Consider the following 24,840-nt stretch of genomic DNA (forward strand, 5'->3'; position numbering starts at 1 on the left):
TGTAAGCCGCGCGTAAGAGGTACGGTCCCGCTCACGGTCCGGCACTGCCGCCGGGCCACGGCTCATGGCGCGTGGGCTCCCAGAGGTACAACCGTCCGCACACGGATTCCGCAAGGAGAACACCCCGTGGCCCAGCACACCGGGCTGCCCGCGTCCGCGCGTTCACGCGCGCGCAAACGCGGAGCCGCAGCCGTCGCGGTGGCGGCCCTCGCCGCCGCCTTCGCCGTCCCCGCATCGGCCCCCGCCGCCTCGGCGGCCGCCCCGCCCCCGCCGCCCTCCGACGCGGCGCTGGCCGCGCAACCCGGGCGTCACGACCTCACACGGGAGCAGTTCTACTTCGTACTGCCGGACCGTTTCGCCAACGGCGACGCGTCCAACGACAGGGGCGGTCTGACCGGCACCCGGCTCAGCACCGGCTACGACCCCACCGACAAGGGCTTCTACCAGGGCGGCGACCTCAAGGGGCTCACCCAGCGGCTCGACTACATCAAGGGCCTCGGCACCACCGCGATATGGATGGCGCCGATCTTCAAGAACCGGCCCGTGCAGGGGACCGGTGAGAACGCGTCGGCCGGCTACCACGGCTACTGGATCACCGACTTCACCCAGGTCGACCCGCACTTCGGCAGCAACGCCGACCTCAAGGCGCTGATATCCAAGGCCCACGCCAAGGGCATGAAGGTCTTCTTCGACGTCATCACCAACCACACCGCCGACGTCGTCGACTACGACGAGAAGTCCTACGGCTACCTCTCCAAGGGCGCGTTCCCCTACCTGACGAAGGACGGCGTGCCGTTCGACGACGCCGACTACGCGAAGGGCGGCAAGGGCTTCCCCGCCGTCGACCGCGACTCCTTCCCCCGCACCCCCGTCGTCACCGCGAACAGCAAGGTCCCGGCCTGGCTGAACGACCCGACGATGTACCACAACCGGGGCGACTCCACCTTCGCCGGCGAGAGCTCCGACCAGGGCGACTTCTCCGGTCTGGACGACCTGTGGACCGAGCGTCCCGAGGTCGTGAGGGGCATGGAGGAGATCTACGAGAAGTGGGTCCGCGACTTCGCCGTCGACGGCTTCCGCATCGACACCGTCAAGCACGTCGACCTGCCGTTCTGGACCCAGTGGGCCACGGCGCTGGACGCCTACGCGGCCGAGCACGGCCGCAAGGACTTCTTCATGTTCGGCGAGGTCTACTCCGCCGACACCGCCGTCACCTCCCCGTACGTCACGCAGGGCCGCCTCGACTCGACGCTCGACTTCCCCTTCCAGGACGCCGCCCGTCAGTACGCCTCCCAGGGCGGCTCCGCGGCGAAGCTGGCCGGGGTCTTCGGTGACGACCACCGGTACACGACGGACAAGGCCAACGCGTACGAGCAGGTCACCTTCCTCGGCAACCACGACATGGGCCGCATCGGCACGTTCCTGAAGCAGGACAACCCGAAGGCCGACGACGCCGAACTCGTGCGGCGGGACCGGCTCGCCAACGAGCTGATGTTCCTTTCGCGCGGCAACCCGGTCGTCTACTACGGCGACGAGCAGGGCTTCACCGGCGCCGGCGGCGACAAGGACGCCCGCCAGACGATGTTCGCGTCCAAGGTCGCCGACTACCTCGACGACGACCAGCTGGGCACCGACCGCACCCACGCGAGCGACGCCTACGACACCGGCGCACCCCTCTACCAGGCGATCGCGAAGCTGGCCGCGCTCCGCAAGGCCCACCCGGCGCTCGCCGACGGCGTCCAGACCGAGCGCCACGTCGCCGACGGCGCCGGGATCTACGCCTTCTCCCGCACCGACGCGAAGACCCGCACCGAGTACGTCGTCGCCGTCAACAACGCGACCGAGGCGCGGACCGCCGACGTCCCCACGGGCTCCGCGAACACCGCCTTCACCGCCCTCTACGGCACCGGGGGCTCCGTCACCAGCGGCGCCGACCGGAAGATCGGCGTGACCGTCCCGGCGCTGTCCACCGTGGTCTACAAGGCGGGCAGGCCGCTCGGCGCCCCCGCCGACCGGCCGTCCCTCACCCTGAAGGCCCCCGCCGCGGGTGCCACCGGCACCGTCGAGCTCTCCGCCGACGTCGACGGCGGGCAGCTCAACCGCGTGGTCTTCGCCGCGCAGACCGGCAACGGCCCGTGGAAGGTCCTCGGCTCCGCGGACCACGCGCCGTACAAGGTCACCCAGACGGTCGGTGACGAGGTGACGCCCGGCACCGCGCTGCGGTACAAGGCCGTCGTGATCGATTCCGCCGGCCGGACCGCCGCCGCTACCGCCGAGACCACCAGCGGCACCCCGGTTCCGCCGCAGCCCCCGGTGGCGAGCAGCCGCGACTACGCGATCGTCCACTACAAGCGGGCCGACAACAATTACACCGACTGGCGCCTGTACGCCTGGGGCGACATCGCCGACGGCGAGGGCACCACCTGGCCCGCCGGGCACGACTTCATCGGCCGCGACGCCTATGGCGCCTTCGCCTATGTGAAGCTCAAGCCGGGCGCGTCCAGCGTCGGTTACCTCGTCATCGACAAGGACGGCAACAAGGACGTCGGCGCCGACCGGTTCATCGACGTCACCAAGAACGGCGAGATCTGGGTCGAGCAGGGCAAGGAGGCCGTCGCCACCCAGGCCCCGTCCGGCACCGAGCCGGGGCAGGACAGGACGAAGGCCGTCCTCCACTACCACCGGGCGGACGGGGACTACGCGGGCTGGGGCCTGCACACCTGGACCGGCGCCGCGAACCCGACCGACTGGACCGCCCCGTTGCAGCCGGTGCGGACCGACGCCTACGGCGCCGTCTTCGAGGTGCCGCTCGCCGCGGGCGCCACGTCGCTCAGCTACATCCTGCACAAGGGCGACACCAAGGACCTGCCCGCCGACCAGTCGCTCGACCTCGCCACCTACGGACACGAGGTGTGGCTCCTGAACGGAACCGAGAAGTACCTCCTGCCCTCCACGTCCGGCTCCTCCGCCGACCTCGACCTGTCCTCGGCCAAGGCCCAGTGGATCGACGCCGACACCGTCGCGTGGAAGACCGGCGACACCGCCGCCAGTCACCAGCTCGTCCACGCCCCGGACGGCGGCCTGGCGATCAAGGACGGCGCTCTGACCGGCGAGGGCCACTGGCTGCGCCTGCAGCGCGTCGCGGGCGGCCTGACCGACGCCCAGAAGGCCCGCTTCCCGCATCTGAAGGACTACGCGGCCTTCACCATCGACCCGCGCGACCGCGACCGGGTCCGCACCGCCCTCACCGGGCAGATCATCGCAACCCAGTACCTCGCCAACGGCGCCTTGCTGTCCGCCACCGGCGTCCAGATCCAGGGCGTCCTGGACGACCTGTACGCCGCGAAGGCGACCAAGGCCGCGCTCGGCCCGGTCTTCTCCCACGGCAGGCCCACCCTCTCCGTATGGGCCCCGACCGCCCAGTCCGTCGCCCTGGACCTGGACGGGCGCACCGTCCCGATGCGGCGCGACGGCTCCACCGGCGTGTGGAGCGTGACCGGTGAGCGGAGCTGGACCGGCAAGCCGTACCGCTACGCCGTGAAGGTCTGGGCGCCCAGCGTCCAGAAGGTCGTCACCAACACCGTGACCGACCCCTACTCGGTCGCCCTGACCGCCGACTCGAAGCAGAGCCTGGTCGTCGACCTCGACGACAAGGCGCTCGCTCCGGGCGGCTGGTCGCACCTGGCCAAGCCCAAGGCCGTGGGCCTGAACAACGCGCAGATCCAGGAACTGCACATCCGGGACTTCTCCGTCGCGGACGCCACCGTCCCCGCGAAGGACAAGGGCAAGTACACCGCCTTCACCGACACGGGCTCCGCGGGGATGACGCACCTGAAGGCGCTGGCGAAGTCCGGGGTCTCCTACGTCCACCTGCTGCCGGCCTTCGACTTCGCCACCGTCGCGGAGAAGAGCGCCGACCAGGCCACCGTCGACTGCGACCTGGGCGCCTACCCGGCCGACTCCGACAAGCAGCAGGAGTGCGTGGCCGCGGTCGCCGCGAAGGACGCCTACAACTGGGGCTACGACCCCTTCCACTACACCGTCCCCGAGGGCTCCTACGCCACCGACCCGGACGGCACGGAGCGCACCGTCGAGTTCCGGAAGATGGTGCAGGGGCTCAACCAGGCGGGCCTGCGGGTCGTCATGGACGTGGTCTACAACCACACCGCCGCGAGCGGCCAGGACGACAAGTCCGTCCTCGACCGGATCGTCCCCGGCTACTACCAGCGCCTGCTGGACGACGGCACCGTCGCCAACTCCACCTGCTGCTCGAACACCGCGACCGAGAACGCGATGATGGGCAAGCTGGTCGTCGACTCGATCGTCACCTGGGCCAAGGAGTACAAGGTCGACGGCTTCCGCTTCGACCTGATGGGCCACCACCCCAAGGCGAACATCCTCGCCGTCCGCAAGGCGCTGGACGCGCTGACCCCCGCGAAGGACGGCGTCGACGGCAAGAAGATCATCCTCTACGGCGAGGGCTGGAACTTCGGCGAGGTCGCCGACGACGCCCGCTTCGTGCAGGCCACCCAGAAGAACATGGCCGGCACCGGAGTCGCCACCTTCTCCGACCGGGCCCGCGACGCGGTCCGCGGCGGCGGCCCCTTCGACTCCGACCCCGGCGTCCAGGGCTTCGCCTCGGGTCTGTTCAACGAGCCCAACGGCTCCGCCGCCAACGGCAGCGAGGCCGAGCAGCGGGCCCGCCTGCTGCACTACCACGACCTCATCAAGGTCGGCCTCACCGGCAACCTGAAGTCCTTCTCCTTCACCGACAGCAGTGGCAAGGAGGTCAGCGGCGCCGAGGTCGACTACAACGGCTCACCCGCCGGATACGCGGACGCCCCCGGCGACGCCCTCGCCTACGCCGACGCCCACGACAACGAGGCCCTGTACGACGCGCTCGCCTTCAAGCTGCCCCAGGGCACCTCGCCCGCCGACCGGGCACGCATGCAGGTCGTCGCCGAGGCCGTCCCGGCCCTCTCCCAGGGGCCGGCGCTCTACCAGGCGGGCTCGGACCTGCTGCGCTCCAAGTCCCTGGACCGCAACTCGTACGACTCCGGCGACTGGTTCAACGCCATCCACTGGGACTGCTCCTCGGGCAACGGTTTCGGCCGCGGCCTGCCCCCCAAGGCCGACAACGAGTCCAAGTGGTCCTTCGCGAAGCCGCTGCTGACCGCGGACACGCTCCGGGTCGGCTGCGCGCAGACCACCGCGGCCTCGGCCGCGTACCAGGACCTGCTGCGGATCCGCTCCACCGAGCCGGCCTTCGGGCTGACCACGGCGGCGCAGGTCCAGGAGCAGCTGTCCTTCCCGCTCTCGGGCGAGCAGGAGACCCCCGGCGTCATCACCCTGCAGCTGGGCCGGCTGGTGGTGGTCTTCAACGCGACCCCGAAGGCCCAGGACCAGCGCGTCGGCGCCCTGTCGGGGAAGGGCTACGCCCTCCACCCGGTGCAGGCCGCGGGCTCCGACGCCGTGGTGAAGCGGGCCTCCTACGACGTCGCGTCCGGCACCTTCACCGTGCCGGGCCGCACCGTCGCGGTGTTCGTCCGGAAGTAGCGACACGTTCCGTGACCGCCCGGTCGGCGGCCCGCTCTCCGCGGGCGGCCGCACCGTCGCGGTGTTCGTCCGGAAGTAGCGACACGTTCCGTGACCGCCCGGTCGGCGGCCCGCTCTCCGCGGGTCCCGGCCGGGCGGTGCTGCGTACGGGCGAAGTGGGTGGCCATCGGCGCCTCGACGGGCAGAACGCCAACGGCTTCCTCCCGGGCGGCCCCGTGTCGGTCATCAACCTCGCCGTGGGGCAGAAGATCGACCGCTTCGGCGGCGAGGGCGGACGGTTCCTCGCGCCCGCGGGCCCGCCGTACTCCCAGCGCTCCATCGCGCCGTCCAACCCCAACACCTTCGACCCGGGCTACCCCTTCAACTGCCACCTGTACAAGGTGGTCAGGCCGTTCGCGGTCTCCGCGGGAGTCGTGGCGCCCTTCTACGGGCAGCCGGGCAACGGGCTCCAGTACGTGCTGCCGCTGAACGACAGCGTGCTCAACCACATCAACAACGGCGGACTCATCCGGGCGGGCCGGTCCGCCGCGTTCCGTGCGCCTACAGCTTCTTCTCCAGCAGGGTCACCGCGTACGGGCTGCCCTTGCCGCTTCGCTTGTGGGGCTGCTCGCCGACGACGGTGTAGCCCGCGCCCTCGTAGTACGCCCGCAGCTGCGGGTTGGCCGCCACGCAGTCCAGCCGCGCGTACGGGCGGCCGGACTCGGTGATGCGGCGCTCCGCCCGGTCGAGCATGGCCCGGCCGGTACCGCGCGGGGCGGTCGTCCGGTCCACCATGAGGCGGTGGACGTAGCCCGCGTCCGGCGGGCGCACCCCCCAGGCGTGCTCGTCGTCCCACCACAGCTCCCAGGCGCCGATCACCCGGCCCTCGCGTTCGGTGAGCCAGACCTCGCCCGCCGCCATGCGCGTGCGGAAGTGGCCCTCGTCCATCTCGCCGGGCTTCCACTGGTCGATGCCGTGCTCCTGCATCCAGCGGGCCGCGTCGTCCCGGAGGCGGACGAGGAGGGCGGCGTCGTCGGGCAGTGCGAGGCGGAAGGAGAGGTCGTTCATGCCTCCATTGTCAGGGAACCGTTTCCGGGCCATCGCTCGGCCGGTCCCGCGAGGGCGAGACCCACCAGGCCCATGCCGACGAGCCCGAGCATGCCCAGCACGTACAGCCAGGCGAAGGCCGAGCCCCAGTCCATGGCGTCGGGGTGGGTGAGGACCGCCAGGAGCGAGAAGGCGCCGACCGCGGCGTAGCCGGCCGCCGTGCCGCCGGCGAACAGCAGCAGGAGCAGCGGCCTGGTCATCGCCTCCATGGAGGCCGCCTTCGAGGCCGCCGGCGACTGGTCCGCCGGCATCCGGGACGCCCTCGGCGCGCTGCTCGGCATCCTCGCCGGGGCGCCCGCCTTCGCGACCATGGCCGTGGTCGAGATCGACGCCGTGGGGGAGGCCGGGCGCGAGGAGCGCGATGTGCTGCTCGCCCGGTTCCGGCGCTTCTTCACCGCCGCGGACGGCGCCGCCGGTGCCGTCGGGGCTCCGCCGGAGGTCGCCGCCACCGAGCTGTGATGGCCGTACCCGCCGCCGCGATCGGCGCCACGCTCATGGTCCTCACCGCGCAGGGCGCGCTCGGCGTGCAGTTCGCGATCTCCGGGATGCCCTTCACCGTCACCGCCACCGAACTCAAGGGCGAGGGCTTCGCGCAGTTCGGCGGCCTCGACTCGATGGCCGAGGGCAGCCCGAACACCGGCGACACCGGCGGCCAGGTCCTGGTCGTCGTCTCCGCGATCAAGAAGGCGACGCTCACCGACCTCTGCCAGAGCGTCGACCTCGGTGGCACCAACCTCGTCATCACAGCGGGCGGCGGCGCGGAGAAGGTCGCCGCCCGCGGGCTGACCACCGACTCCACCGAGCTGTCCGGCGACGCCGCCTTCGACGGCATCGAGATCGGCAACGACGCCAGCACCCTCGACAAGGCCGGCGTCCAGGGCCCGATCGGCGTCTTCAGCCAGCAGTCCGACACCGTGACCATCGACAACCTGCGGCAGACCAACTACGCCACGACGGCCGCGGTGTTCAAACTGCCCGGCCTGAAACTGAAGTTCAGCGGCGAGGGCTGCTGATGGCCGGCTTCCGCCGGTGGCGCGGCCGCCGCCCGTTCTGGGGAGGGGGCCTGCTGACCCTCGGCGGCGCCGAGATCCTGGTGACCGAGAAGGCCGCGCTGCCCGTCGTCCTGCACATCGGCGCGCAGGGACTGGCCGGCTACCTCCTGCCCGGGCTGATGGTGATCTGCGGGCTGCTGATCCTGCTCAACCCGGCCCAGCGGCTCTTCTACTCGGTCGTCGGTGTCCTGCTGGCCCTCGGCAGCTGGATCACCTCGAACCTCGGCGGCTTCTTCGTCGGCCTGCTGCTCGGCGTCGCCGGCAGCTGCCTCGCCTTCGGCTGGCACCCCGACGGGGGAGCACCGCGCCGCGCCCGCTCCCCGCGCGGCGCCCCGGCGGCCGCTCCTGGCGCGGAGCAGGCCACCGGGGCGGGGGAGGGCGGGCTCAGCGCAGCGTCGTGAGCGCCGCGCCCGAGTCGAGCACCGCCGACAGCTCGGCCCGGGCGCCCTGTTCGGCGCGCACCGCCATCGTCGGGCCCTTCGAGGCGCCGGTCACGCCGCCCGTGGCCTTGATCCGCGTCACGTCACGGCTGCCCGCCGCCAGCAGGTACCAGTGGCCGGCGGTGGACTTCCACAGCGCTCCGGCCAGCACCTGCGGCACCGCCCGGCCGCACGCCCCGCTGTCCCGGCCGCTCTGGCCCACCGGTGCGCCCGGGGTGCCCGGTTCGGAGACCGGGGGCAGGAACAGCGCCAGCGCCCGGCCGTCCGTGCCGCGCCAGGTGTCGGCGCGGGCGCAGACCCACGACGCCTGCCCGTTGCCCTCCGGCAGCCGCTGCGTCGCGTACCGCCAGATGTTGACCGACCGGGTGCCCAGGCCGCTCATGGAGGGAAGGTTGCAGGCCGTCCGGGCCACGTTCGCCAGCCCCGTGGGGCCGGTCGCCTCCAGCGGCGTGGCGTCCGCGGCGGGCTGGTACGTCAGGTGCGCCGGCACGAGGTCGCCGAGGTCGGTGAGGAGGAACGGCCGGTCCACGCCGAGGCCGCCGGCGGCCCGGAACTGCAGCGCGGGCCAGGTGTCCCCGCACACCCCGGGACGGCTGTCCGCGCCGGGCATCCGCACCGGCTCGGTCACCCCGTCCGCCGTGCGGTCCAGCTTCGCCGGGGCGCGCCCCGGGTCCCGCAGGTCGCGGGAGGCCGCCTCGGTGACCCAGGGGGCGGTCAGGAACCGGGTGTTGCCGTCCGTACGGCCCAGCACCACGGCCGCCGTGGTCACGCCCGCGCCGTCCACCCGGGCGAAGTCCAGGGCCGCCGAGCCCCCGCCGTCGCGCGGCTCGGCGTAGCGCACCAGGCGCAGGCCGTCGTACATCAGCACCACGGTGGCGCCGTCCACGTCCCCCGCGTACAGCAACTGCGGCTGCTGCGCGGGCAGTCCCTCGGCGGTGCCCTTGGTGGCCGACACGGCGACGTTGCCGGAGGGGTGCGCCCACACCGCCATCGCCCGGCCCAGCAGCGCCCGGTCGCCGGCGCGCCCGCCGCGGGCCGGCCAGGCCGTGAAGTCCACCCGGGAGGCGCGGGTCCACGCGGTGTCCTGCACCCGCACCAGTTTCGCCGGGTCCAGCAGATCCGCGGTCCCGTACGCGCCCCCCGGCGACCCGCCCGCCGCGTACGGGTCCTGCCCGCCGGCCAGTACCGCGACCAGGGTCGCGGTCACGGCGACCGCGCCCGCCGCGATGAGGCCCACGCGCACGTGCTGCCGCCTGCGCAGCAGATCCGTCGGCCGGGCCTGCACCGTGCACGGGTCGAACCCGGTGCCGCCCAGCAGCAGTCCCTCCGGCACCGCCTTGGCGGCCTTCAGGGCGCCCCGCGGGTCGGCCACGCCGGCGGCCACCAGCAGCCTGCGCACCTCGCGGCCGTCCGCGTGCCGGGGCCGCTCCAGCTCCAGCAGCGCGTAGGCCGCCCGCCCGGCCGCGCTCAGCCCGGACAGCGCCCGGTCCAGCTCCGCCTCGTCCGTCCCGGTCGCCTTGGTGTGCAGCCGCAGGCCCCAGACGTACGGCGCCGGACCGCCCACCACCGTCCTGCGCAGCCGGCCCCGCCAGCCCCGCTCGCGGCCGAACGCCAGTGCCGTGTCCAGCACTTCCTGCCGCACCAGGGCGTACGCCGGGTCCACGGTCCCCCGCGGCCCGGGCACGTCCACCACGGCGGGGTCCGGCTCGCACGGCGAGCGCGGCAGCACGCCCTGCGTCAGGGTGTGGGCGGTCAGCACCCTCCGGTGCCGGCCGAGCGACGGCGGCAACGTCAGGTAGGCCAGCCGGACCAGGTGCGGGTAGTTCTCGACGAGTGCGGCCTCCGCCTCCTCGACGTCCACGATGACGGCTGCGCCGTGCCGGGGACGGGTGGCGGTCGCGTGCTGGGCGTTCACGTTCCGTAGAACGAGTGAATCCTGGGATGGTCACCCCGCCACCGCGCGCCGCCCCGGTGCCGGAGCGCCCAACCGGCCTGCGAGCAGGCGTTGTCGGTGCCCCGCGCCATGATGGCCGCATGCACGAGACGGACTGGGCACGGCTGTTCCACGCCTACGGCGCCGCCACGGACACCCCGCGGCATCTGGCCGCCCTGCGCACCGGCCGGGAGGCGGACGTCCGGGCCGCCCTGGAGCACCTCAACGGGGCGATCGTGCACCAGGGCACACCCTGGCCCGCCACACCGCCGGCCGTCCGCCAGGTCGCGGAGCTGCTCGCCGGGGAGCGCCCGGCCGCACCCAGGCAGGCTCTGCTGGCCTTCCTGCGGTACGCGGCGCAGGCGGCGCCCGACCCGGCGGAGGCGCAGGAGTGGCGGGCGCGGGCGTTCCCCGCGGACGGGGCGGCGGCCGACGCCTGGCAGGAGGCCTGGGCGAACGCGGACGAGGAGGAGCAGCAGGCCCTCTGGGACGACGAGATGGCCGACCTGGCGGTCGTCCGTGCGGCCGTGGGGGTGTACGACGCCCTGCCCGCCGTCCACGCGGCAGCGGCCGTCCACCTGACCGACCCCGACCCGCAGGTGCGGACCGCCGCGGCCGCCTGCGTGGCGCGCACGGCCGCGCACCCGGCGCTCGCCGGCCGCAGGGACGAGGTCGTCCGGGTCCTCACCGCGGCCGCGGCCACGGCCGGGACGGACGAGCGCGCCGCCCTCGCCGTCCACCTGGGGGAGTTGGGCGAGGCGCCCCGGGCCCTGCTCGCCGACCCCGAACCGGCCGTGCGGGTCTGCGCCGCACTCGCCCCCGCCCTCGGCGGCGACGAGGACGCGCACACGGTGCTGCTGGACGCCCTGCGTGATCCGGCCGCGCTCGACGCGGCGTTCGGCCGCAAGCCCGCCACCTTCACCGGCCGGCCCCGCTTCACCGTCGCCGCCGCACTGTGCCGGCGCGTCACCGACCCCGAGCGGCTGCTGCCCGCGGCCCTCGCCGTCCTGCCGCTGCTCCCGTGGCGCCACCCCGACCCGGACATCGGCCCCTATCTGCCCCGGTTCTTCCCCGACGGCTGGCCGGCACCCCACAGCGCCACCGCGGCCCAGCGTGCCTACGCCGGGGCCCTGGCCGCGCACGACACCCTGTGGGATCCGCGCGGCGGCAACCGGGGTGCCCTCCTCGCCCGGCTCGGGCTGCCCGGCGACCGTGCCGCGTGGCGTGCCCTGAGCACGACGTCCGAATCCCGCCGGACCTCCTGACCGGACCGGGCGACGCTGGGGGCATGGATACCCATCGCATCGCGTACGAGGTCCGGGCCCTCGACCCGGCCGTCGCCGAGGAGTTGCGGGACGGCGACGACGCCGGTCTCGTCCCCCGCCCCGAGCCGGACCCGGAGGGCGGCGCCCCGCTCCGCTGCTGCCTGCGGCACAGCGCACCGGGGGAGCGGATCGCGCTGGCCGCCTACGCGCCGCTGCGCCGCTGGGCCGCCGCGACCGGGGCCGACCCCGGCCCGTACGACGAGACCGGCCCGGTCTTCGTGCACGCCGCCGCGGAGGACTGCCCCGGCCCGCCGGACGCCCCCGGCTACCCCGCGGCCCTGCACGCCGAGCGGCGGGTCTTCCGGTGCTACGACGCCCGGGGCCGCATCCTCGGCGGTCGGCTGGTCCGGCTGACCGCGGACGAGGTCTCCGCGGGCGCCGCCGACGCCGTCCTGGCGGCCCGGTTCGCCGATCCGCGGGTCGCCCTGGTGCACGTACGGGCCGTGGAGTACGGCTGCTTCCTCTTCGAGGCCGTCCGCGTGCCGTGACGGTGCGGTGGACGCGCCGAGGGCGCCCGGCGTGTGGACGGGCGCCCTCGGGGATGGTGCGGAGCGTCAGACGAGGTCGGCCTTCTCCAGCGCGGAGCAGCAGGTGTCGACGATGAGGCGGGTGACGACGTAGGGGTCGACGTTGGCGTTGGGCCGGCGGTCCTCGATGTAGCCCTTCTTGTCGACCTCGACCTGCCAGGGGATGCGGACCGAGGCGCCGCGGTCGGAGACGCCGTAGCTGTACTCGCTCCAGGGGGCGGTCTCGTGGGCGCCGGTCAGGCGGGCCTCGACGCCGGAGCCGTAATTCTTGATGTGCTCCATCGGCTTGTCGTCGCGGCCGAGGGCCTCGCAGGCCTCGATGATCGCGTCGTAGCCCTCGCGCATGGCCTTGGTGGAGAAGTTGGTGTGCGCGCCCGCGCCGTTCCAGTCGCCCGGGGCCGGCTTGGGGTGCAGGGTGGCCGAGACGCCGAACTCCTCGGCGGTGCGGTAGAGCAGCCAGCGCGCGACCCACAGCTGGTCGGCGACCTCCAGGGGGCTGAGCGGGCCGACCTGGAACTCCCACTGGCCGGGCATGACCTCGGCGTTGATGCCGGAGATGCCCAGGCCCGCGGCGAGGCAGTTGTCGAGGTGCTGCTCGACGATCTCGCGGCCGAAGATCTCGTCGGCGCCGACGCCGCAGTAGTAGCCGCCCTGCGGGGCCGGGAAGCCGGCCTCGGGGAAGCCCAGCGGGCGCGAGCCCTGGAAGAAGGTGTACTCCTGCTCGATGCCGAACAGCGACTCCTGGCCCGCGAACTGCTCGGCGACCGGGCGCAGCAGGGCACGGGTGTTGGAGGGGTGCGGGGTGTCGTCGATGTTGAAGACCTCGCACAGCACCAGCAGGTCGTCGCCGCCGCGGATCGGGTCCGGGTACGTGGCGACGGGCTTGAGCACGCGGTCCGAGCTGTGGCCCTCGGCCTGGTTGGTGCTGGAGCCGTCGAAGCCCCAGACACCGGGCTCCGCGCCGTCGGCGAGGATCTTGGTCTTCGAGCGCAGCTTCGCGGTCGGCTCGGTACCGTCGATCCAGATGTACTCGGCCTTGTAGCTCACGGGCGTCATCCTTGTTGGCGGGGGCCTTGCGGGTGGGTGGTGTTGCCGCTGCAGCCTCACAACCTGCGATTTCGCATCCATTGCCCGTGTGTTAACCCGGTGTGAACGCGCTGCCGTCCCGCCTGCCGGACACCCCGGCAGGGCCTGCGGAAGGCCCTCCACCGCCCTGGGGACGGGCCCCCGTGGACCGCCGTGACCAGGGACGTAGGGTGTGTGCCATGCCTCACATCACCGTGGACTACACCGGCAACCTCGCGGACGCCTTCGACCGGCGCGGCTTCGCGACCGCGTTGCACCCGCTGGTCGCCAAGACCATCGACACCAGGGTGGAGGCGTGCAAGACCCGCTTCCGCCGGTCCGACGAGTACGTCCTCGCCGACGGCGCCCCCGAGCACGCGCTGGTGCTCGTCCAGGCCGCCGTCCTGTCCGGGCGCACGCCCGAGGCCAAGACGCAGCTGAGCGAGGCCGTCCTGGAGCTGGTGCGGGAGCACCTCGCGCCGACGCCGGGGCTGAGCGTGCAGACCGCCGTCGACGTCGTCGACCTCGACCGCACCTGGTACCGCAGCCACACCGAGCCGGCGGGGGAGCGGTGACCATGCGCATCGGACTGCTCGGCACCGGCCCCTGGGCGGAGATCGCCCACGGCCCCGCCCTCGTCGCCCACCCCGAGGTCGAGTTCACCGGGATCTGGGGCCGCCGCCCCGAGGCGGCGGCCGCGCTCGCCGCGACCCTCGGCACCCGTGCCTACGCCGACGTGGACGAGCTCATCGGCGACGTGGACGCGGTCGCCATCGCCCTGCCCCCGGACGTGCAGGCCCCGCTGGCCGCGCGTGCCGCCGAGGCCGGCCGGCACCTGCTGCTCGACAAGCCGGTCGCGACGACCGTCGCCGACGCCCGCCGTGTCGCCGACGCCGCCGAGGCCGCCGGGGTCGCGTCGGTGGTCTTCTTCACCCTCCGCTTCGACGCCACGAGTTCCGCCTGGATCGACGAGCAGGCCGCCGTGGACGGCTGGTTCACCGCTCGTGCGGAGTGGTTCGGCTCGGTGTTCACCTCCGGCGACAGCCCCTTCGCCGCATCCCCCTGGCGGCGCGAGAAGGGCGCGTTGTGGGACGTCGGGCCGCACGCGCTGTCCGTGCTCCTCCCGGTCCTCGGGGACGTCACCGCGCTCACCGCCGTCCAGGGGCCCGGCGACACCGCGCACCTGGTGCTGCGGCACGACAGCGGCGCCTCCAGCACGGCGGCGCTCAGCCTCACGGCCCCGCCGGCGGCCGCCGGCATGACCGTCGAGCTGCGCGGCACCTCCGGGGTGGTCTCGCTCCCCGGCCGCGCCGACGGTCCCGTGCCCGCCTTCGGCAACGCCATCGACGCCCTGCTCACGGCCGTGCGCACCGGCGTCCCCCACCCCTGCGACGCCCGCTTCGCGGCGCGCGTGACGGAGTTGCTGGCCTCGGCCGACCCTGCGTGACGCGCCGTCAGGGGCAGGACCCTGGCGGGCGACTTGCGAAGTGCCTATCGTTTTGGGTATGGCAGCGGACTGGTGGTCCATCGAAGTCCTCAACGCCAGCACATCCGCCGCGGCATGGCGTGACGCGTATGCGCCGACGCTCGTGGAGTCGGCGGTCACCAACCGTGCACTGGCGTGGGAATGGCACTCGTACGGGTGGGGCGTCGTCTTCGAGTTGTGCTTCCGAGAAGAGGAGCACTGGCTCGCATGGCGCGCCCTGCCCGGCACTCGCGCGGCGCTCGACGCCGTCCCCGATCCGGTCTCCGGCGTCCTGGTCCACCGCGGTCGCGGCGGCACCAGCGGAGCCTTCGTCCCCCGCTCGCCGCACCGGTCGCCGGGCGCGGCCGCGGTGGGTCTCCCCGATCCGCCGCCGGAACCGTCCGGCGCGGCCGTCCTGTGCGAACGGGCGGCGCGCGCGTAACGCCCCTCAGCGCGCGCCCCGCCCCGCCCGCATCCGTCGTGGCCACGCGTGGCCCGTGGTCTCCAAGGCCGCGGCCCGCAGCAACTCGAGCACGGCGGCGGCGGGATGGTCGGTGAACGCGGGGAACCGCCACCGGTGGTACGCGCTCCAGTAGCTCACCGCGCGGCGCTCGGTGAGGGCGAGGAACTCAGGGTGCTCCGCGGCGAACCGCCCGTACACCCGGCGTGCCTCGCTCCCCGGCGCCAGGGCCCCGGTGAGCCGTGCGTGGAGGTCGGCGACGATCTCCGGCACGTACTCGCCGGTGAGCCGCACCACGAACGGCACCGCCCAGGGCTCGGCCACCCCGGCCACGTGCGCCGCGTGGCGTTGCCGTACGTACCCGTCGTGGTGCAGCGCGTACAGACAGTGCAGGACGAGGCGCTGCCGGGGGGTGAGGACGGCCGGCACGTCCGGGTCCGGTTCGCGGCGGTGGAGGCGCACCGGCAGCCGCACATCGCCGTGGACCTCCCAGTGGGGGTCGTAGGCCGGGGGCGGTGGGAGCAGGGCTGCGACGGCGCGCACGTCCGGCGCGAGCGGGGCTGGGAACGCCGCCTCCAGGGACGGCGGATCGGCGGGCGCGGCGGACACGGGCGGACCCTACCCGGACCGGACACCTGTGCGGCGGGAAGAATGCGCCTCGGTGCCGCCTTGTACGGATCATGAAGGCCATCGTGTACACGGAAGGCGGCGGCCCCGAAGTGCTGCGCCTGACCGAGCGGCCGCTGCCGCAGCCGGGTCCGGGCGAGGTACGGGTACGGGTCGAGGTGTCGGGGGTCAACCCGACGGACTGGAAGTCGCGGCGCGGCGGTCCACCCGCCACGGTCACGGAGCAGGTGCCGAACCAGGACGGCGCCGGGGTGGTCGACGCGGTCGGGGACGGCGTCGACCCCGGACGGACCGGTGAGCGGGTGTGGCTGTGGGAAGCCGCCTGGCAGCGGGCGGACGGCACCGCCCAGGAGTACGTGACGCTCCCGGAGGCACACGCCGTGCCGCTGCCCGCGACCGCGTCCTTCGACACCGGCGCGAGCCTCGGGATCCCGGCGATGACCGCGCACCGCGCGCTGACGGTGGCGGAAGGCGGCCCGGCCCGGCTCGCCCCGGGTGTCCTCGGCGGCCGGAACGTCCTGGTCGCGGGTGGTGCGGGCGCGGTCGGCCACGCGGCGATCCAGCTCGCGCGCTGGGCGGGGGCGTTCGTCGTGGCCACGGTCAGCAACCCCTACAAGGCGGAGCTCGCCCGTGCCGCGGGGGCGCACCACGTCGTGGACTACACGGCCCCCGACCCGGCCGCGGAGATCCGCCGCGCCGCCCCGGAGGGCGTGGACGTCGTCGTGGAGGTCGCCGTGGCGGTGAACAGCGGGCTCGACCTGGCGGTGCTGGCGCCGAACAGCGTCGTCGCCTACTACGCGGACAACGGGGGCGCCGAGTTCACGCTGCCCGTCAGGGAGACCTTCGCGCGCAATCTGCGCTGGCACGGCGTGCTCGTCTACACCATGCCGGACGTCGCGAAGCGCCAGGCGGTCGCGGCCGTCACCGAGGCCCTGCGGGACGGCGCCCTGCGGTCCGGCGAGGAGTCGGGGCTGCCGCTGCACCGCTTCCCGCTGGAGCGCACCGCCGACGCCCACGCGGCGGTGGAGGAGGGCGTCGTCGGCAAGGTCGTCGTGGACGTGTAGGCCGCGGGGGCGGCGGGCGGCCGCCCGGGCTGTCGGGTTTGTTCAAGACCGGCCGCGGCCCCTGCGCGCAGCATGGCCGCATGACCGAACTGCACGCGTACCTGATCGAAGCCGCGGGCGAGGCCGCCCGCGTCGCCCGCGGGGTGGGCGGCGACCCCGCCCGGCTCTCCGCGCCGACGCCCTGCGGGGAGTGGGACACCCGCACGCTGCTGAACCACTGGATCCTCTACACCTCGCACGGCCTGAAGCACCGCGCGCTGCGCAAGCCGCTGCCCGAGGAGCTCACGGCCCGCGACTTCACCGCCGGCTCCGACTGGGCCGGGGCGTACGCGGAGCAGCTGGACCGGGCCGTGGCGGCGTGGGCGGCGCCGGAGGCCTGGGAGGGGGAGGTCGACCTGGGCCATGGGTCGATGCCGGCCGCCGAGGTCGCCTCGATGATCGTCAAGGAGCTCGCCGTCCACGGCTGGGACGTGGCCCGTGCCACCGGCCAGGAGTACCGCTGCGGCGAGGCCCTCGGCGCGTTCGTGCTGGCGGTCGTGGACCGGTACGCCGAGGTCTACCGCCGGTACGAAGGGTTCGCCGCGCCCGTCACGCTGGCCGACCCCGCCGCGGCCACCGCCTTCGAGCGGGCCCTGGCCCTGTCAGGCCGTACGCCTACGCGGCGATGACCCCCGTGCCCAGCAGGCCGAAGAGGAGGACGCCGATCACGAGCCGGTAGATGATGAACGCGTTGAACGAGTGCTTGGCCACGAACTTCAGCAGCCAGGCGATCGACGCGTAGGCGACGACGAAGGAGACGGCCGTCCCGACGACGAGCGGCGCCGTGTCCACCCCGGCGCCGAGCGCGTCCTTCAGTTCGTACAGACCGGCACCGGTCAGCGCGGGGATGCCCAGGAAGAAGGAGAGTCGCGTCGCGGCGACCCGGTCCAGGTCGAGGATGAGCGCGGTGGACATCGTCGCGCCGGAGCGGGAGAAGCCGGGGAAGAGCAGGGCGAGGATCTGCGAGGAGCCGACGAGCATGGCGTCCTTGAACGTGGTGTCGTCCTCGCCGCGCTTGTGGCGGCCCATCTGGTCGGCCGCCCACATCACGCCGCTGCCGACGATCAGCGAGCCCGCGACCACCCACAGCGAGGCCAGCGGCCCCTCGATGAGGTGCTTGGCCGCCAGGCCGACGACGACGATCGGGATCGTCGCGAAGATCACCCACCAGCCGAACTTGTAGTCGTGGTGGTACCGCTCCTCGCGGTTGACGATGCCGGTGAACCACGCCTTGCAGATCCGGACGATGTCCTTGAAGAAGTAGACCAGCACGGCCGCGATGGCGCCGGACTGGATGACCGCGGAGAAGGCGACGACGGCCTTGTCGTCCACCGGGATGCCCATCAGGCCCTCGGTGATCTTCAGGTGGCCGGTGGACGAGATCGGGAGGAACTCGGTGACCCCCTCCACGACGCCGAGCACAGCTGCCTGACCGATACTGATGGCGCTCATGGGACCCATCTCTGCGGAGGACGTGGCATGCCCGGGCCTGCACCGGCCGGAGCCCTACGGAGTGTAAGAGAAGTCTCGCGCCCCCCGCGAACCAGGTCCGCCCCGACCGCACCCCCGACCGCACCCCCGACCGGACGCCCCGGCAGGCGGCCACCTCGCGAACAGGGCGGTCGCGCGGGAGCACGGTCCGGCGGTCTGTCGCGCATGTCATATCAGCGGCATCCGGTGAGAAATGGTGGCGAAGGTTATTTCTGTCAGGAAAATGTGCGGAAGCACGCAAGGCGATGCGACCCCGGCGCGGGGGCGATCGCCGGCGACGTGGCGGCCGGCGCGACACCCCCGCCATGCGAAGGAGGCAGCGGCGTCCGCGCCGCCGCACCCCAAGGCCCGCGCGGTGCAAGGACGGTGTGACGGAGGGCTCGAACAGGCCCGGTCGTGGGCAATACTGGCGGCCGCATGCCTGCGTAGGAGCCTTTCATGTCGATGATCAGCAATCTCCGCAAAGCCGTCCGCCTCACCCACGTACGCCAACGGCGTGTGGACCTCAGCCACCCGGCGCGTTCCCCGCTGGGCAGTTCGGTGGTGAACTGCGTGGTCTACATGGACGGACTGCGCCAGGACGACTGCGCCGCGTACGAGGCGATCGCCCGGGTCCGCAAGTCCGGCCGGGGCTTCGTGTGGATCGGGCTCCACGAGCCGTCGGAAGCGGAGTTCGCCGGTGTCGCGGAGCTGTTCGGGCTCCACCCGCTCTCCGTCGAGGACGCCGTGCACGCCCAGCAGCGGCCCAAGCTGGAGCAGTACGGGGACACCCTGTTCACCGTCCTCAAGACGGCCCGCTACGTCGAGCACGACCGGCTCACCGCCACCAGCGAGGTGGTGGAGACCGGCGACGTCATGGTCTTCACCGGATCCGACTTCGTCATCACGGTGCGCCACGGGGGCCACGGCTCGCTCGGCCCGCTCCGGGAGGGCCTGGAGACGGTCCCCGACCAGCTCGCCAAGGGGCCGGCCGCCGTCCTGCACGCGATAACCGACCACGTCGTCGACCAGTACCTCGCCGTCACCTCCGCGGTCCACGCGGACATCGAGCAGGTCGAGACCGACGTCTTCTCCGACCACCGCGGCCGCGGCACCGACGCCGGCCGGATCTACCAGCTCAAGCGCGAACTGCTGGAGCTCAAGCGGGCCGTGGCACCGCTCGGCCGCCCCCTCCAGCGGCTCGCAGAGGAGCCCCTGCCCGGCATCGAGGCCGACCTGCGGACCTACTTCCGCGACGCCGCCGACCACCTCGCCCGCGCCACCGAGCAGGTCACCTCCTTCGACGACCTGCTCAACTCGATCCTCCAGGCCAACATCGCGCAGGTGTCCATGGCCCAGAACGAGGACATGCGCAAGATCAGCGCCTGGGTCGCCATCCTCGCCGTCCCCACCATGATCTGCGGCCTGTACGGCATGAACTTCGAGCACATGCCGGAACTGCGCTGGACCTACGGCTATCCGCTCGCCGTGGGCGTGATGGCCGTCGCCTGCTTCGTCATCCACCGCGGATTCCGGCGCAACGGCTGGTTGTGAGCAGTGCTGTGTGACATATTACCGGCGTGAGCAAGCCGACGAGCTGCGATGTCGTGGTCGTCGGCGCCGGGATGGTGGGCGCGGCCTGCGCCCTCCAGGCCGCGGCGGCTGGGCTCCGCACGGTCCTCGTGGACCGCGGGCCGGTGGCCGGCGGCACCACCGGGGCCGGCGAGGGCAATCTGCTGGTCTCCGACAAGGAGCCGGGGCCGGAGCTCGCACTCGCCCTGCTCTCCGCCCGGCTGTGGCAGGAACTGACGGAGCGTCACCACCTGGGCGTGACCGCCGAGTACGAGGCCAAGGGCGGGCTCGTCGTGGCGTCCGGCGCGGACGGACTGCGCGCACTGGAGGACTTCGCCGCCGCCCAGCGGCGCAGCGGCGTCCAGGCGGTGCCCGTCCCGGCGGACGGGCTGCGCGAGCTCGAACCCCACCTGGCGGACGGACTCGCCGGGGGTGTGCACTACCCCCAGGACGCCCAGGTGCAGCCCGCGCTCGCCGCCGCCCGCCTCGTCCGCGCCGCCCGCGACCTTGGGGCGCAGGCGCGTCTCGGCACCACGGTGACGGCGGTGCTCCGCGCGCCGGACGGCGCCGTGCGCGGGGTCCGTACCGACCGGGGCGACATCCACGCCCCGGGCGTCGTCAACGCCGCGGGCACCTGGGGCGGCGAGGTGGCCGCCCTCGCCGGGGTGCGGCTGCCCGTACTGCCGCGACGGGGCTTCGTCCTGGTCACCGAGCCCCTGCCGGCGCGCACCGTCCGCCACAAGGTGTACGCGGCCGACTACGTCGCCGACGTCGCCAGCGACTCCGCCGCCCTGCAGACCTCCGCCGTCGTCGAGGCCACCGCCGGCGGCCCCGTCCTCATCGGCGCCAGCCGCGAACGCGTCGGCTTCGACCGCACCTTCTCCCTGCCCGTCGCCCGCCGCCTCGCCGCCCAGGCCCTCGCCCTGTTCCCGGTGCTCCGGGACGTCGCGACGCTGCGCGCCTACACCGGCTTCCGGCCCTACCTGCCGGACCACCTCCCCGCGATCGGCCCCGACCCCCGCGTCCCCGGGCTCCACCACGCCTGCGGCCACGAGGGCGCCGGCATCGGACTCGCCCCGGCCACCGGCCACTTGATCGCGCAGTGCCTCACCGGGGCCCGCCCCGAGCTCGACCTCACCCCCTTCCGCCCCGACCGCTTCCCCGCCGAGGAGGCCACCCCGTGAGCCGTCGCAGCCCCCTGCGCCTGGCCCGCGCCGCACCGGGCCCGGGCTTCACCTTCACCTTCGAGGGGCGCGACATCCCCGCCCACCCCGGCCAGTCCGTCGCCGCCGCCCTCTGGTCGGCCGGCGTCCTGTCCTGGCGCACCACCCGCGTCGACGGCGCCCCGCGCGGCGTCTTCTGCGGCATCGGCGTCTGCTTCGACTGCCTCCTCACGGTCAACGGCCGCCCGGGGCAGCGCGCCTGCGTCACCGTCGCCCACCCCGGCGACGTCGTCACCCCGCAGGTGGGCACGGGGGAGCTGCCGTGAGCGCCCGCGTCGGGGCCGCGGTGCGCCGTGGCCGGGGCGGGCGACGGGGAGCTGCCGTGGGCGGTGCCCGCCCGGCGCGGTGCGGCGGTTCGGCGCGGTGGCGGGCGCCGGCGAAGGCGCGCGGGCAGCGGAATCCGCGGGAAGGGACGGCGGGTCCCGCCGCGGCCCGGCCCGGTCCGTCGGTGACCGCGGCGACGTCGCCGGCCACGGCCGGGACGTCCGTCCCGGACTCGCCGGACGGTGCCGGAGCCAACGGAGGGGGACGGCCGGGGCCCGTGCGGGGCTTGTCCGCGCCTCAGGGGGTGGTCCGCGGGGGGCGCCCCGCACCGGGCCCGCGGGGGAGGCGGGCGTGACCGGGGACAGGTACGAGCTGGCCGTCGTGGGGGCCGGGCCCGCGGGGATCGCGGCGGCGCTGGCGGCTGCGGACGCGGGCGTACGGGTCGCCCTGGTCGACGCCGCGCCCCAGGCGGGCGGGCAGTTCTACCGGCAGCCCGCGCCGGGACTCCGGGCGCGCAGGACCCGGGCCCTGCACCACGCGTGGCGCACCTGGCGGGGGCTGTACGGGCGACTGGAGGCCCACCTCGCCACGGGCCGCGTCACCCACCTGCCGCAGCGCCAGGTCTGGTGCATGGAGCCGGGGTTCACCCTCCACACGCTCGAGGCGGGCGCGATCCGGGCGGACGCGGTGGTCCTCGCGACCGGGGGCTACGAGAAGGTGCTGCCGTTCCCCGGCTGGACGCTGCCCGGGGTCGTCACGGCGGGCGGCGCGCAGGCCATGCTCAAGGGCGGCCTGGTGCTCCCCGGCCGTACGGTCGTCGTCGCCGGGACGGGGCCGCTGCTGCTGCCGGTCGCGGCGGGCCTCGCGGCGGCCGGGGCGCGCGTCGCGGCGCTCGCCGAGGCCGCCGACCCGCGTGACCTGCTGCGGCACGCCACCGCCGTACCCCTCGGCAAGGCCGTGGAGGGTGCCGCCTACGCCGTCCGGCTCGCCCGGCACGGGATCCGCGTGCGCTGGCGGCACACGGTCGTCGCCGCCCACGGCGAGGACCGCGTCGAGGCGGTCACCCTCGCCGGGCCCGACGGCACACGGTGCCGCGTCGCCTGCGATGCCCTCGCCGTCGGCCACGGGCTGTTGCCGCACACCGACCTGGCGGACTCCTTCGAGGTGGACGCGGAACAGCGCACCCCCACCCCCGGCGTCTGGGCCGCGGGCGAGGTGACCGGCGTCGGCGGCGCGGAGCTCGCCCTGGCCGAGGGAGAGATCGCCGGCCGTTCCGCCGCCGCCCGGCTGCGCGGCACCGAGCCCCACCCCGCCGCCTGGGTCGCGGCCGCCCGCCGCCGCGGGCGGCTGCGGAGGTTTGCCGCCGTGCTCGACGCCGTCTACCGGCTCCCCGGCGACTGGGCGGAGTCCACCGTCACCGACGACACCCTGCTGTGCCGCTGCGAGGAGGTGCCCGCCGCCGCCGTCCGCGAGGCCGTCCGCGACCTCGGCGCCGGCGACCTGCGCACCGTCAAGCTGCTGACCCGCGCCGGGATGGGCTGGTGCCAGGGCCGCGTCTGCGGCCCCGGTGTCGCCGCCGTCGCCGGTTGCCCCTTCACCGACCCCGGGCGGTCCCTCGCCCGGCCCGTGCCGCTCGGCCTGCTGGCCGGCGGGGCAGAAGAAGAGGAAGAGAGGGAACGGCCATGAACACCACCCCCGACCGCCCGTGGCGCGGCGTGCTCGTCGCCACCGCCCTGCCGCTGCGCGCAGGTGACCTGTCCGTCGACCACGAGGCCTACGCGGCCCACTGCGCCTGGCTGGTGGCGAACGGCTGCGACGGCGTCGTGCCCAACGGCTCCCTCGGCGAGTACCAGGTCCTGACCCCCGCCGAGCGCGCGCGGGTCGTGGAGACGGCCGTCGCCGCGATCGGCGGCGAGCGCGTCGTACCGGGCGTCGCCGCGTACGGCTCGGGCGAGGCGCGCCACTGGGCCGAGCACGCCGCCGACGCCGGCTGCTCGGCCGTGATGCTGCTGCCGCCCAACGCCTACCGTGCGGACGAGCGTTCCGTGCACGCCCACTACGCCGAGGTCGCGCGGGCGGGGCTGCCGGTCGTCGCGTACAACAACCCCTACGACACCAAGGTCGACCTGACCCCGCGCCTGCTCGCGGAGCTGCACGGCGCGGGTCACATCCAGGCCGTGAAGGAGTTCAGCGGCGACGTGCGCCGCGCCTGGGAGCTGGCCGAGCTCGCCCCGGAACTCGACCTCGTGGTGGGCGCGGACGACGTCCTGCTCGAACTGGCCACCGCGGGCGCCAAGGGCTGGGTGGCGGGCTACCCCAACGCGCTGCCCCGCGCCTGCGGCGAGCTCTTCCGCGCCGCGGTCGCCGGGGACACCGCGACCGCGCTGCCGCTCTACCGGGCGCTGCACCCGCTGCTGCGCTGGGACTCCCGGACGGAGTTCGTCCAGGCCATCAAGGTGTCGATGGACCTCACCGGCCGGTACGGGGGCCCCTGCCGCCCGCCGCGCACGCCGCTGCTGCCGGAGCAGGAGAAGGAGGTCAGGGCCGCCACCGAGGCCGCGATCGCCGCCGGCCTCGCCTGACCGGGCTCCGGCCTCGCCTGACCGGGCTCCGGCCCCCCGACCCACGAGGAGGACACACCCCCATGCGCAGCAAACTCGTCCTGCACGCGGTGGACTCCCACACCGAGGGCATGCCCACCCGCGTCGTCACCGGCGGCATCGGCACCGTCCCTGGCGCCACCATGAACGAACGCCGCCTCCACTTCCGCGACCACCTCGACCACATACGGCACCTGCTGATGGACGAGCCGCGCGGCCACGCCGCGATGAGCGGGGCGATCCTGCAGCCGCCGACCCGTCCGGACGCCGACTACGGCGTGATCTACATCGAGGTCTCCGGCTACCTCCCGATGTGCGGGCACGGCACGATCGGCGTGGCGACCGTCCTCGTCGAGACCGGCATCGTGCCGGTGACCGAGCCCGTCACCACGGTCCGCCTCGACACCCCGGCGGGCCTGGTCGTCGCGGAGGTCGCCGTCGAGGGCGGTGCGGCGACCGCCGTGACCCTGCGCAACGTCCCCTCGTTCTGCGTCGCGCTGGACCGCAAGGCCGTCCTCGCCGACGGCCGCACGGTCACGTACGACCTCGCCTACGGCGGGAACTTCTACGCGATCCTGCCCCTGGACGCCTTCGGCCTGCCCTTCGACCGCTCCCGCAAGGACGACATCCTCGCCGCGGGCCTCGCGCTGATGGACGCGATCAACGCGGAGGACCCGCCCGTCCACCCGGAGGACCCCACCATCCGCGGCTGCAAGCACGTCCAGTTGCTGGCGCCCGGCTCCACGGCCGTCCGTTCACGGCACGCCATGGCCATCCACCCGGGCTGGTTCGACCGTTCACCCTGCGGCACCGGCACGAGCGCGCGCATGGCCCAGCTGCACGCCCGCGGCGAACTGCCCCTGCACCAGGACTTCGTGAACGAGTCCTTCATCGGCACGCACTTCACCGGCCGGCTCACCGGCACCGCCGAGGTGGCCGGTCTGCCCGCCGTGCTGCCGTCCGTCACGGGCCGCGCCTGGATCACCGGCACCGCCCAGTACCTGCTGGACCCGGCCGACCCGTTCCCCGCCGGATTCGTCCTCTAGCCGCCCGGGCACCGATACTGGGCGCA

Annotated in this window: 22 protein-coding genes and 2 pseudogenes; 18 read left to right on the top strand and 6 right to left on the bottom strand. The window is 74.2% G+C overall.

Translation table 11 applies throughout. The features are described from left to right. The first annotated feature begins 126 nt into the window (after positions 1-126). Together pulA and PV410_RS03905 are read left to right on the top strand one after the other, a co-directional pair. The gene (gene pulA / locus PV410_RS03900; protein ID WP_500322306.1) at positions 127-5,556 is read left to right on the top strand and encodes a pullulanase-type alpha-1,6-glucosidase; all 5,430 of its coding nucleotides are present in this window, start codon (positions 127-129) and stop codon (positions 5,554-5,556) included. A 236-nt stretch (positions 5,557-5,792) separates the two neighbouring features. After that, positions 5,793-6,053, top strand: a pseudogene (locus PV410_RS03905) (TNT domain-containing protein); the annotation flags it as partial. A gap of 43 nt (positions 6,054-6,096) precedes the next feature. Here the strand turns inward: PV410_RS03905 and PV410_RS03910 are convergent. Continuing rightward, positions 6,097-6,603: a GNAT family N-acetyltransferase gene (locus PV410_RS03910; protein WP_500322307.1), complete on the bottom strand. Its 507-nt coding sequence runs from the start codon at positions 6,601-6,603 to the stop codon at positions 6,097-6,099. Next, a complete protein-coding gene (locus tag PV410_RS03915; RefSeq protein ID WP_500322406.1) occupies positions 6,600-6,851 on the bottom strand; it encodes a hypothetical protein in 252 nt (83 codons plus the stop codon). Before PV410_RS03915 ends, PV410_RS03910 begins: the two co-directional genes overlap by 4 nt. Between PV410_RS03915 and PV410_RS03920 the strand changes: the two genes are divergently transcribed. From PV410_RS03920 to PV410_RS03930, 3 genes and pseudogenes are all read left to right on the top strand, one after another. Beyond that, positions 6,850-7,101: a hypothetical protein gene (locus PV410_RS03920; RefSeq protein WP_500322407.1), complete on the top strand. Its 252-nt coding sequence runs from the start codon at positions 6,850-6,852 to the stop codon at positions 7,099-7,101. The two genes, PV410_RS03915 and PV410_RS03920, sit on opposite strands and share 2 nt — an antisense overlap. Beyond that, positions 7,092-7,655 (top strand): annotated as a pseudogene (locus PV410_RS03925) (DUF6230 family protein); the annotation flags it as partial. The gene PV410_RS03920 and the pseudogene PV410_RS03925, both read left to right, overlap by 10 nt. Then, positions 7,655-8,095, top strand: coding sequence for a DUF6114 domain-containing protein (locus PV410_RS03930; RefSeq protein ID WP_500322308.1), 441 nt, complete (start codon positions 7,655-7,657; stop codon positions 8,093-8,095). The pseudogene PV410_RS03925 and the gene PV410_RS03930, both read left to right, overlap by 1 nt. Here PV410_RS03930 and PV410_RS03935 read toward each other — a convergent pair. Further along, on the bottom strand, positions 8,079-10,049 hold the full coding sequence (locus tag PV410_RS03935; RefSeq protein WP_500322310.1) for a hypothetical protein: 1,971 nt from the start codon (positions 10,047-10,049) through the stop codon (positions 8,079-8,081). The genes PV410_RS03930 and PV410_RS03935 overlap by 17 nt on opposite strands. 119 nt (positions 10,050-10,168) lie before the next feature. Between PV410_RS03935 and PV410_RS03940 the strand changes: the two genes are divergently transcribed. Then, on the top strand, positions 10,169-11,332 hold the full coding sequence (locus tag PV410_RS03940; protein ID WP_500322312.1) for a hypothetical protein: 1,164 nt from the start codon (positions 10,169-10,171) through the stop codon (positions 11,330-11,332). A 23-nt stretch (positions 11,333-11,355) separates the two neighbouring features. Further along, positions 11,356-11,880, top strand: coding sequence for a DUF1203 domain-containing protein (locus tag PV410_RS03945; RefSeq protein WP_500322313.1), 525 nt, complete (start codon positions 11,356-11,358; stop codon positions 11,878-11,880). A gap of 66 nt (positions 11,881-11,946) precedes the next feature. Here the strand turns inward: PV410_RS03945 and glnII are convergent, their stop codons facing one another. Further along, on the bottom strand, positions 11,947-12,966 hold the full coding sequence (gene glnII / locus PV410_RS03950) for a glutamine synthetase (protein ID WP_500322314.1): 1,020 nt from the start codon (positions 12,964-12,966) through the stop codon (positions 11,947-11,949). 218 nt (positions 12,967-13,184) lie between these two features. On the opposite strand from glnII, the gene PV410_RS03955 reads away from it, so the two are divergent. The 3 genes from PV410_RS03955 to PV410_RS03965 are packed head-to-tail and all read left to right on the top strand — an operon-like array spanning position 13,185 to position 14,891. Further along, a complete protein-coding gene (locus PV410_RS03955) occupies positions 13,185-13,559 on the top strand; it encodes a 5-carboxymethyl-2-hydroxymuconate Delta-isomerase (protein ID WP_499511483.1) in 375 nt (124 codons plus the stop codon). Positions 13,560-13,561: 2 nt separating this feature from the next. Beyond that, positions 13,562-14,431 carry a Gfo/Idh/MocA family protein gene (locus PV410_RS03960; protein WP_500322316.1) on the top strand — a complete coding sequence of 290 codons (870 nt, stop codon included), beginning with the start codon at positions 13,562-13,564 and terminating at the stop codon, positions 14,429-14,431. Positions 14,432-14,489: 58 nt separating this feature from the next. Continuing rightward, complete coding sequence (locus tag PV410_RS03965; RefSeq protein ID WP_499511481.1) at positions 14,490-14,891, top strand: hypothetical protein; 402 nt, start codon at positions 14,490-14,492, stop codon at positions 14,889-14,891. 6 nt (positions 14,892-14,897) lie between these two features. On the opposite strand, the gene PV410_RS03970 is transcribed toward PV410_RS03965, so the two are convergent. Beyond that, complete coding sequence (locus tag PV410_RS03970) at positions 14,898-15,518, bottom strand: hypothetical protein (RefSeq protein ID WP_500322317.1); 621 nt, start codon at positions 15,516-15,518, stop codon at positions 14,898-14,900. 71 nt (positions 15,519-15,589) lie between these two features. Between PV410_RS03970 and PV410_RS03975 the strand changes: the two genes are divergently transcribed. Beyond that, positions 15,590-16,600 carry an NADPH:quinone reductase gene (locus tag PV410_RS03975; protein WP_500322319.1) on the top strand — a complete coding sequence of 337 codons (1,011 nt, stop codon included), beginning with the start codon at positions 15,590-15,592 and terminating at the stop codon, positions 16,598-16,600. A gap of 80 nt (positions 16,601-16,680) precedes the next feature. Then, complete coding sequence (locus tag PV410_RS03980; RefSeq protein ID WP_500322320.1) at positions 16,681-17,268, top strand: TIGR03086 family metal-binding protein; 588 nt, start codon at positions 16,681-16,683, stop codon at positions 17,266-17,268. On the opposite strand, the gene PV410_RS03985 is transcribed toward PV410_RS03980, so the two are convergent. Beyond that, positions 17,255-18,091, bottom strand: coding sequence for an undecaprenyl-diphosphate phosphatase (locus tag PV410_RS03985; protein ID WP_500322321.1), 837 nt, complete (start codon positions 18,089-18,091; stop codon positions 17,255-17,257). The genes PV410_RS03980 and PV410_RS03985 overlap by 14 nt on opposite strands. A 477-nt stretch (positions 18,092-18,568) precedes the next feature. On the opposite strand from PV410_RS03985, the gene PV410_RS03990 reads away from it, so the two are divergent. The 6 genes from PV410_RS03990 (at position 18,569) to PV410_RS04015 (ending at position 24,814) form a co-directional block, all read left to right on the top strand. Continuing rightward, complete coding sequence (locus tag PV410_RS03990) at positions 18,569-19,663, top strand: magnesium and cobalt transport protein CorA (RefSeq protein ID WP_500322322.1); 1,095 nt, start codon at positions 18,569-18,571, stop codon at positions 19,661-19,663. Positions 19,664-19,689: 26 nt separating this feature from the next. Further along, the gene (locus tag PV410_RS03995) at positions 19,690-20,865 is read left to right on the top strand and encodes an NAD(P)/FAD-dependent oxidoreductase (protein WP_500322323.1); all 1,176 of its coding nucleotides are present in this window, start codon (positions 19,690-19,692) and stop codon (positions 20,863-20,865) included. Beyond that, positions 20,862-21,170, top strand: a complete 309-nt coding sequence (locus tag PV410_RS04000; RefSeq protein ID WP_500322324.1) for a (2Fe-2S)-binding protein — start codon at positions 20,862-20,864, stop codon at positions 21,168-21,170. The genes PV410_RS03995 and PV410_RS04000 overlap by 4 nt, the downstream gene beginning before the upstream one ends. Before the next feature lie 349 nt (positions 21,171-21,519). Then, on the top strand, positions 21,520-22,854 hold the full coding sequence (locus PV410_RS04005; protein ID WP_500322325.1) for an FAD-dependent oxidoreductase: 1,335 nt from the start codon (positions 21,520-21,522) through the stop codon (positions 22,852-22,854). Beyond that, a complete protein-coding gene (locus PV410_RS04010; RefSeq protein ID WP_500322326.1) occupies positions 22,851-23,750 on the top strand; it encodes a dihydrodipicolinate synthase family protein in 900 nt (299 codons plus the stop codon). Before PV410_RS04005 ends, PV410_RS04010 begins: the two co-directional genes overlap by 4 nt. A 62-nt stretch (positions 23,751-23,812) precedes the next feature. After that, on the top strand, positions 23,813-24,814 hold the full coding sequence (locus PV410_RS04015) for a proline racemase family protein (protein ID WP_500322327.1): 1,002 nt from the start codon (positions 23,813-23,815) through the stop codon (positions 24,812-24,814). Positions 24,815-24,840: the final 26 nt, after the last annotated feature.

The sequence above is a fragment of the Streptomyces sp. PA03-5A genome, assembly GCF_033792725.1.
In the GTDB taxonomy this organism is placed as follows: domain Bacteria; phylum Actinomycetota; class Actinomycetes; order Streptomycetales; family Streptomycetaceae; genus Actinacidiphila.